At 52.3% G+C, this 9,064-nt stretch carries 7 protein-coding genes, 1 tRNA gene and 1 rRNA gene; 6 read left to right on the forward strand and 3 right to left on the reverse strand.

All coding sequences use genetic code 11. From position 1 onward, the window contains the following. The first annotated feature begins 40 nt into the window (after window positions 1–40). The 5 genes from dcuA to OGX86_RS03055 all read left to right on the forward strand — a co-directional run bounded on the left by dcuA (window position 41) and on the right by OGX86_RS03055 (window position 4,343). Window positions 41–1,342 (forward strand): anaerobic C4-dicarboxylate transporter DcuA, encoded by a 1,302-nt coding sequence (dcuA, locus tag OGX86_RS03035; RefSeq protein ID WP_003830670.1) that lies wholly within the window; start codon window positions 41–43, stop codon window positions 1,340–1,342. A 128-nt stretch (window positions 1,343–1,470) separates the two neighbouring features. Beyond that, a complete protein-coding gene (cutA, locus tag OGX86_RS03040; RefSeq protein ID WP_003025447.1) occupies window positions 1,471–1,818 on the forward strand; it encodes a divalent cation tolerance protein CutA in 348 nt (115 codons plus the stop codon). Further along, the gene (locus OGX86_RS03045) at window positions 1,794–3,503 is read left to right on the forward strand and encodes a protein-disulfide reductase DsbD (protein ID WP_286639279.1); all 1,710 of its coding nucleotides are present in this window, start codon (window positions 1,794–1,796) and stop codon (window positions 3,501–3,503) included. Before cutA ends, OGX86_RS03045 begins: the two co-directional genes overlap by 25 nt. A 36-nt stretch (window positions 3,504–3,539) precedes the next feature. Continuing rightward, entirely contained in the window at window positions 3,540–4,115 is a 576-nt protein-coding gene (locus OGX86_RS03050; RefSeq protein ID WP_008785982.1) for a transcriptional regulator, read from the forward strand. A 152-nt stretch (window positions 4,116–4,267) separates the two neighbouring features. Beyond that, window positions 4,268–4,343, forward strand: a tRNA-Phe gene (locus tag OGX86_RS03055). A gap of 82 nt (window positions 4,344–4,425) precedes the next feature. Here the strand turns inward: OGX86_RS03055 and OGX86_RS03060 are convergent. Then, complete coding sequence (locus OGX86_RS03060; RefSeq protein ID WP_286639281.1) at window positions 4,426–4,743, reverse strand: helix-turn-helix transcriptional regulator; 318 nt, start codon at window positions 4,741–4,743, stop codon at window positions 4,426–4,428. Between the two features lie 49 nt (window positions 4,744–4,792). On the opposite strand from OGX86_RS03060, the gene OGX86_RS03065 reads away from it, so the two are divergent. Further along, on the forward strand, window positions 4,793–6,454 hold the full coding sequence (locus tag OGX86_RS03065; protein ID WP_048215098.1) for a fatty acid--CoA ligase: 1,662 nt from the start codon (window positions 4,793–4,795) through the stop codon (window positions 6,452–6,454). 310 nt (window positions 6,455–6,764) lie between these two features. On the opposite strand, the gene OGX86_RS03070 is transcribed toward OGX86_RS03065, so the two are convergent. Further along, window positions 6,765–8,486: a SulP family inorganic anion transporter gene (locus OGX86_RS03070; RefSeq protein ID WP_081003608.1), complete on the reverse strand. Its 1,722-nt coding sequence runs from the start codon at window positions 8,484–8,486 to the stop codon at window positions 6,765–6,767. Between the two features lie 505 nt (window positions 8,487–8,991). Continuing rightward, a 5S ribosomal RNA gene (gene rrf, locus OGX86_RS22790) occupies window positions 8,992–9,064 on the reverse strand; the annotation flags it as partial.

Genomic DNA, 9,064 nt, shown 5'->3' on the forward strand with positions numbered 1-9,064 from the left:
CAATTTAATATCAACTTGTTAAACAACAAGGAAGGCTAATATGATAGTTTTAGAACTTATCATCGTTTTGCTGGCAATCTTTTTAGGTGCCAGACTTGGGGGTATCGGTATTGGATTTGCAGGTGGGCTGGGTGTTCTGGTTCTCGCCGCTATCGGCGTAAAACCCGGTAATATCCCGTTCGATGTTATTTCCATCATCATGGCGGTTATCGCTGCCATTTCAGCTATGCAGATTGCAGGTGGTCTGGACTATCTGGTTCATCAAACTGAAAAACTGCTGCGTAAAAACCCGAAATACATCACGATCCTTGCACCTATCGTGACCTATTTCCTGACTATCTTCGCAGGTACCGGCAACATCTCTCTGGCCACGCTGCCAGTTATCGCTGAAGTTGCGAAAGAACAAGGGATCAAACCTTGCCGTCCGCTCTCTACTGCAGTGGTTTCTGCACAGATTGCGATTACGGCTTCTCCAATCTCCGCAGCCGTGGTTTACATGTCTTCCGTAATGGAAGGTCATGGCATCAGCTACATTCACCTGCTGTCCGTGGTCATTCCGTCCACCCTGCTGGCTGTTCTGGTCATGTCCTTCCTGGTAACTGCGCTGTTCAACTCCAAACTGTCTGACGATCCGATTTATCGTAAGCGTCTGGAAGAAGGCCTGGTTGAACTGCGTGGTGAAAGACAAGTTGAAATCAAAGCGGGCGCAAAAACTTCTGTTTGGTTGTTCCTGCTGGGCGTGGTTTGTGTCGTCGTATATGCGATCGTCAACAGCCCAAGCCTCGGTCTGGTCGCTAAACCGCTGATGAACACCACCAACGCAATCCTGATCATCATGCTGAGCATCGCGACGCTGACCACAATCATCTGCCGCGTTGAAACTGACTCAATCCTGAACTCCAGCACTTTCAAAGCCGGTATGAGCGCCTGTATTTGTATCCTGGGTGTTGCATGGCTGGGTGATACCTTCGTATCTCACAACATTGACTGGATCAAAGATACTGCAGGTAGCGTAATTCAGGGTCATCCGTGGCTGCTGGCTGTCATCTTCTTCTTTGCTTCTGCACTGCTGTACTCTCAGGCTGCAACCGCTAAAGCACTGATGCCGATGGCTCTGGCTCTGAACGTTTCCCCACTGACTGCTGTTGCGTCTTTCGCCGCGGTTTCTGGCCTGTTCATTCTGCCAACCTACCCAACTCTGGTTGCGGCAGTTCAGATGGATGACACCGGTACAACTCGCATTGGTAAATTCGTCTTTAACCATCCGTTCTTCATCCCGGGTACTCTGGGTGTGGTTCTGGCTGTCTGCTTCGGCTTCTTGCTGGGCAGCTTCATGCTGTAAGTTTTTCCTGCAGGGTGCCTGGGCGCCCTGCAGTTCCTCCTCCCCACCCCGCTTTAACTAACATCCTTCCCTCGTCCGTTGTATAGTGACCATTCTTTTGCTGGTTACTCTGTTCTTTCGAGGTGTTTATGCTTGATGTAAAGAGTCAGGATATTTCCATCCCCGATACCGTTGTGGTGCTCTGTACCGCCCCGGATGAAGCAACCGCCCAGGATCTCGCCGCCAAAGTGCTGGCGGAAAAGCTGGCTGCTTGCGTGACCCTGCTACCCGGTGCGACCTCCCTCTACTATTGGGAAGGCAAACTGGAACAGGAATATGAAGTCCAGATGATTTTAAAAACCACCGTCACACACCAGCAAGCCCTTCTCGATTGCCTGAAGTCACATCATCCATATCAAACACCTGAACTTCTGGTTTTACCCGTCACTCACGGAGACTTTGATTACCGCTCATGGCTCAACGCATCCTTACGCTGATCCTGCTGCTGTGCAGCACATCTACCTTTGCCGGATTATTTGACGCGCCTGGCCGCTCGCAGTTTGTTCCTGCCGATCGGGCGTTTGTTTTTGATTTTCAGCAAAACCAACACGATCTGAACCTCACATGGCAGGTTAAAGATGGCTACTATCTGTATCGCAAACAGATAAGCATCATGCCATCTCAGGCCGATATTGCTGAGGTAAAACTGCCGCCAGGCGTCTGGCATGAAGATGAGTTTTACGGCAAAAGTGAGATTTACCGTAAACAGCTGACTGTCCCGATCACGGTCAATCAGGCTAAGTCTGGCGCAACATTAACGGTCACATATCAGGGCTGCGCCGACGCTGGATTTTGCTATCCACCAGAAACAAAAACGGTGCCATTAAGTGAAGTGTCTTCTGGTTCCGCGGCGGCCCCTGCACCAGCCCCAGCCACTGCAGATCCGCAAGAAAAACCGCAGCCCACGGCCCAACTCCCCTTCTCCGCGCTGTGGGCATTGCTGATCGGAATTGGTATCGCGTTTACGCCTTGCGTATTGCCGATGTATCCGTTGATTTCCGGTATCGTACTGGGTGGCAAGCAACGCTTATCAACCGGACGGGCACTGTTGCTGACGTTTATCTACGTTCAAGGTATGGCGCTCACCTATACCGCGCTGGGTTTGGTTGTTGCAGCCGCCGGTTTGCAGTTTCAGGCTGCGCTTCAGCATCCCTACGTCCTGATTGGCCTTGCCGTCATCTTTACGCTGCTGGCTCTGTCGATGTTTGGCTTGTTCACGCTGCAATTGCCTTCATCACTGCAAACGCGTCTCACGCTAATGAGTAACCGCCAGCAAGGCGGATCTCCCGGCAGCGTCTTTGCGATGGGGGCGATTGCTGGCCTCATCTGTTCTCCTTGCACAACGGCCCCGCTAAGCGCGATTTTGCTGTATATCGCTCAGAGCGGGAACATGTGGCTGGGAGGCGGCACACTGTATCTGTATGCGTTGGGGATGGGATTACCCCTGATGCTGATTACCGTATTTGGCAACCGCCTGCTGCCTAAAAGTGGCCCATGGATGGAACATGTCAAAACCGCTTTTGGCTTTGTCATTCTGGCGCTTCCCGTCTTCTTACTCGAACGTATCGTTGGCGACGAGTGGGGCGTTCGCTTATGGTCACTGCTAGGCGTCGCGTTCTTTGGCTGGGCGTTCATCACCAGCCTGCAGGCAAAGCACGCCTGGATGCGCATCGTGCAGATTGTCCTGTTAGCCGCAGCGCTTGTCAGTGTACGTCCATTGCAAGACTGGGCGTTCGGCGCGCCACATGCTCAAACCCAGGCACATCTTAACTTCACATCGGTGGCATCGGTAGATGCGTTAAATCAAGCACTGGCGCAAGCTAAAGGCAGGCCAGTCATGCTGGATCTGTATGCCGACTGGTGTGTAGCCTGTAAGGAATTTGAAAAGTACACGTTCAGTAATCCGCAGGTTCAGCAAGCGCTAGGCAACACGGTGCTATTGCAGGCGGATGTGACAGCAAACAATGCCCAGGATGTCGCTCTCCTGAAACATCTACAGGTTTTAGGTTTGCCGACTATCTTGTTCTTTGATGCCGAGGGGAAAGAGCACCCGGAAGCTCGGGTTACGGGCTTTATGGATGCCGCGACCTTCAGCGCACATTTGCGCGATCGCCAACCGTGAGCGACACTTGCAACAGGAAATACGGAGGAGAATACCGTGCAACGTGAAGATGTCCTGGGAGAAGCCCTGAAATTACTTGAGGTGCAAGGGATAGCCAATACCACGCTGGAAATGGTGGCCGAACGCATCGATTATCCTCTGGATGAACTGCAGCGCTTTTGGCCCGATAAAGAGGCCATTCTGTACGATGCGCTACGCTACCTCAGCCAGCGGGTGGATATCTGGCGGCGTCAGCTTTTGCTGGATGACACGCTGAGCGCTGAGCAGAAATTACTGGCGCGCTACACTGCGCTGTCCGAATGCGTGAGCAATAATCGCTATCCCGGCTGTCTGTTCATCGCCGCTTGTACGTTTTACCCCGATCCCGGGCATCCGATCCATCAGTTAGCCGATCAGCAAAAAAAGGCGGCACATGACTTCACCCATGAGCTGCTGACGACGCTGGAAGTTGACGACCCGGCAATGGTCGCCAAACAGATGGAACTGGTGCTGGAAGGCTGCCTGAGCCGCATGCTGGTTAATCGTAGTCATGCTGATGTCGAAACGGCACACCGCCTGGCTGAAGATATCCTGCGCTTTGCCCAGTGCCGAATGGGCGGTGCGCTGACCTAAGCGAACATTATCTGTTTTCGTCGCCTCTGCCGGATAGTTTTGTGCAAACTTCAGGCATAACCATGCAGATTGCCGTAATATTAAGCGGTTGAACAATGTTTCCAGAAATTTGATTGACTGACAGACGTGAATACGGTTTAATGCGCCCCGTTGCCCGGATAGCTCAGTCGGTAGAGCAGGGGATTGAAAATCCCCGTGTCCTTGGTTCGATTCCGAGTCCGGGCACCACTATTTAGAAGAACCCGCCTATGGCGGGTTTTTTGCTTTATGGGTTCCGCGAGATTTCTTATCGTTCTGCCCACAGCGACTCCTACCCCACATCATCACGACAGTTAAACCTTTCACTGGAACCACGATGGTACTGCAAAAAATATAGCGGTATCAGGCACACCTCTTTGTCTGGCGTGCTTAACCGTAGGCTAAATTTGAGTAATTTATCTGAACAACCTTGGGCACAATACTGTTGCGGGAGCGCCAGGTCGCGCCGCACTTCATTGATAAGCTCGCTGAAGGTCCCCCCCTCTTCCAGATGGCGTTGCAGGGTACGCACATTCATCCCCACGGGCTGGAGTTGGTGCGCCGCCTCGACATCTGAAGCAAACGCCAGGGAGTAAATACCAACCTTCATCTACAATTGCCATCATACCGAGCAAATAATGAGTCAACGAGGAACCTGGATGGTGAAAACAAGAGTCATACAGTCAGCGCAGGGAGCCCATGCCTATCCGTTGCTGATCAAGAGCTTGCTGCTGTCGGGTGGGCGTTCTCATCCCGAGCGAGAAATCGTCTACGCCGACAAGCTGCGTTACGACTATCGCACCCTCAAACAGCGCATCCATCGCCTGGCAAACATGCTGACAGCGGCCGGTGTCATGCCTGGAGACACCGTCGCCCTCTTAGATTGGGACAGCCATCGCGCCCTCGAGTGCTTCTTCGCGGTGCCTATGATTGGTGCCGTGCTACACACGGTGAACGTCCGCTTCTCGGCGGACCAAATCGCTTACACCATGAATCATGCCGAGGACAACCTGGTACTGGTGCACGACGACTTCTTGCCGGTTGTCGAGTCACTGGCAGAGACACTGACCACTGTCCGGGGATACATCCAGCTTAGCGACGAAGAATCGAAGGCAACCAGCCTGCCGGTGCTGGGGGAATATGAGCCCCTTCTGGCCGCAGCGGGAGATCGCTTTGACTTCCCCGACTTCGATGAAAACTCGGTAGCGACCTTGTTCTACACCACTGGAACCACGGGCAATCCCAAGGGGGTCTACTTCAGCCATCGTCAGCTGGTCCTGCACACGCTCAATGAGCTGGGCCTCCTGGCAGCCCACGAGGGACAGTCGCTGCTACGATCGAACGATGTCTACATGCCGATCACTCCTATGTTTCACGTGCACGCCTGGGGCGCTCCCTATGTCGCAACAATGCTTGGTGTGAAGCAGGTCTACCCCGGTCGTTACGAACCCAACAAGCTGGTGCGGTTCTATCACGATGAGGGTGTAACCTTCTCGCACTGTGTGCCAACCATCTTGCAAATGATCCTCGAGTGCGACGAAGCCACACGGACCGATCTGTCGGGATGGAAGATGTTGCTGGGTGGCAGTTCACTGTCCCTTGGACTGGCGACACAGGCCCACCATAAGGGCATACGCATTCACGCTGGCTATGGTATGTCTGAAACCTGTCCCCTGCTCTGTATGACCCACTTAAGCGATGCCGAGCTGGCCCTTCCCATGGATGAGCAGTTACCCTTGCGGATTCGAACCGGCCTGCCTGTTCCGTTGGTGGATCTGCGTATCGTCGATGGCGAAGGTCGGGAGGTAGTGCACGACGGCGAAGCCCTGGGTGAAATAGTGGTGCGAGCCCCTTGGCTGACTCAGGGCTACCTGAAGGAACCCGAGAAAGGAGCTGAGCTATGGAATGGCAGTTGGCTGCATACCGGCGACATTGCCTCTATCGATCCCCATGGGATAGTGGAAATCAAGGATCGCATCAAAGACGTAATCAAGACGGGCGGTGAGTGGATAAGCACGCTGGAGCTGGAGAGCCTCATCAGCTCACACGCGGCGGTCAGGTCGGTAGCCGTCGTCGGGATACCTGATGAACAGTGGGGCGAACGCCCCCTGGCTCTGGTGGTTTGCAAGGAAGGAGAAGACCTGGAGCCGCAGGCCATAGCGGCACATCTGCAAGGATTCGTCGACCGCGGCCACATCACTAAATGGGCGATCCCACGGCAGATAAGGATAGTCCCGGAAATTCCCAAAACCAGCGTCGGCAAGATCAACAAGCGCTTGATCCGCGAGCTCGAAGCCAGCAATGGGAAGGAAAGCATTTAAGCGATCTGTCGCATTCATAGCGTAAGGTTAACAACAGTCACACTGCTTATATTTCAGGTAGCATGTCGGTATCAATGCTCTGCCGGGGATCTCACCGTCCCCGCGCGGATGCTGATCGCCCTTTAGCAAATGGGTGCCTGGGCATGTTCATCGCCACAGGCACCTCGGGCCCGGCGTTATGTTGATTCGGCAAAATCAGTTTACGGGCTGATTTCCTTGCTTTGTGGATTTCGGTCAATGTCAGGTCCTGCTGGACGAAAAATCCGCCCCCAGACCTTCCATCCAGCCTGATCACTTACCTAAATCTGCATTATTCAACAACGCCAGATTCACCCTCACTCATGCTTTCTTTGCTTTGAATGAACCGGAGCGCCAAATAAAGGTCTGGTGCCAGAATCATGTCGTCATCTTTCATTGTCGGTCGACTCTCCTTAAACCAGCGTGTTAACTCCGTTTTTCGGCCCGCAAGAATTAACTTAATCTGCCGCCCCTTCAGGTCCCGTTTTAACTCATTAATGGTTGCCAGAACGCTGATATCTGAATAGGTAAAGCAAGAAACGGCGTCAATGACCACCCATTTAGGTTGTAGTACTGCACCATCGACTAAATTCAAAACGCGGCGCTTAAAATAAGCCACATTAAAATAGGTCAGCGGTGAGTTAAATCGGTACATCAACACGCCAGGGATCATTTTCACATCAGTTGAATTACCTAATGAGTGAATCATCCCATTTTCGTCAATTCCCAATAAGTGTTCAGTAGGACGGAAAACTGTGCGCAGGAACTGCAACAGACCCAACAATACCGCAAGGCCAATCCCCTGAATAACACCAATAATCAGAACACAGCCAAAGGTGAAGAACGCCAGGCGAAATGCGGGTTTATTTCTTCGCCTCAGGTTCCAGAGTCCGCGTAAATCAATTAATGACCACGATGCATAAATTAGAACAATGCCTAATGCAGATACCGGAATAAATTGTAATGGCTGCGTGAAAAATACCACGACGATTCCGATGATTAAGGCAGCAACAACGGAAACAAGCTGGCTTTTCCCTCCAGAGGAATCATTTACCGCAGTCCGGGAATCGGCTCCGCTAATCGCAAACCCCTGAGATAAGCCAGACATTAGATTCGCGACACCCAAAGCCCTGAACTCAGCATCAGCATTTATTTCGTATCCGTTTTTTGCGGCAAAACTGCGAGCGGTTAGCATCAGGCTAACAAAACTGACTAACGCCAGGTTCAGCGCAGGGATCAATAAATCACGCGCCAGACCAGGCTGAAACGATCCCCAGTGAACGACGGGCAAACCAGACTGAAAGCCCGATCCCCCAATAGTGGCAATCCCATACTGCTGCGCAGATGTAATCCATACCAGCGCCGTTGTTATCACAATAGCAATCAACGGTGCTGGCCATTGGCTACGAAACGTTTTGATAGCTATTAAAATCGCTAACGTTAGGATGGAGATACCTAAGGTTAATAAATGAATTTCTGAGAGTCGGCCAGGCAGGGCAATGATCTTCTCAATCACTTGCTCTTCATCAAGCGTAATCCCCAACACCTTACCGAGTTGCCCGACAATAATCGTCACGGCAACCCCGTTAAGCAGACCCGTTAGAATGGGATGCGAAAGCAAGTCAGCAAGCGCACCCAGGCGAAATTTACTGGCAAGCAGGCACCATCCCCCCATCATCACAGTCATGACAATTGTCAACTGCCAGTGAAGTTCTGGGTTTCCGGCAGAAAGAGGAACTACAACGGCTGCAATTACCGCGCAGGTCGTGGCATCAGGACCAACAATCAATTGGCGGGAAGAACCAAACAGCGCATAAGCTAGCATTGGCAAAACACAGGAATATAATCCGACGATAGCCCCGACTCCCGCCAACTCAGCGTAAGCAATCGCAACCGGTAGTGCTACGGCAGCAACGGATAACCCGGCTTTAACATCATGTTTTAGCCAGCTTTTATCGTACGCTAATAAATTTTTTAGCCCTGGCATGTAGTTTAATACCATTTTTCCGAACACTTTATTCTCCGGATAGACCCTTACTTATAGATAAAGGTACACGTAACTGTCGCAGGCGATCCTGATATTTTCGGGAGGTAATACAGAAAATTCAGATTGGGGGTTTACTGCATATACCGCAGGATGGCTTGTGTTATGGAGGCTCAGGATATAGCTTTGCACCCGATGGTGCGGTGTTGTGATGTGCCTGATGCGCTGCGCTTATCAGGCCTACAAAATACGTTCAGCCCGGCCCCTGCAGGCCGGATAAGGCGGTACGCCGCATCCGGCGGTTTTCATCCCGCACAGACGCAAAAAAGCCCATCCGTCAGGATGGGCTTCTTCACTTTAATTAATGCCTGGCAGTTTATGGCGGGCGTCCTGCCCGCCACCCTCCGGGCCGTTGCTGCGCAACGTTCAAATCCGCTCCCGGCGGATTTGTCCTGGGCAGGAGAGCGCTCACCGACAGACAACAGATAAAACAAAAGGCCCAGTCTTTCGACTGAGCCTTTCGCTTTTATTTGATGCCTGGCAGTTCCCTACTCTCGCATGGGGAGACCCCACACTACCATCGGCGCTACGGCGTTTCACTTCTGAGT

This window comes from Citrobacter sp. Cpo040, from assembly GCF_030332915.1.
Taxonomy (GTDB): Bacteria; Pseudomonadota; Gammaproteobacteria; order Enterobacterales; family Enterobacteriaceae; genus Citrobacter; species Citrobacter portucalensis.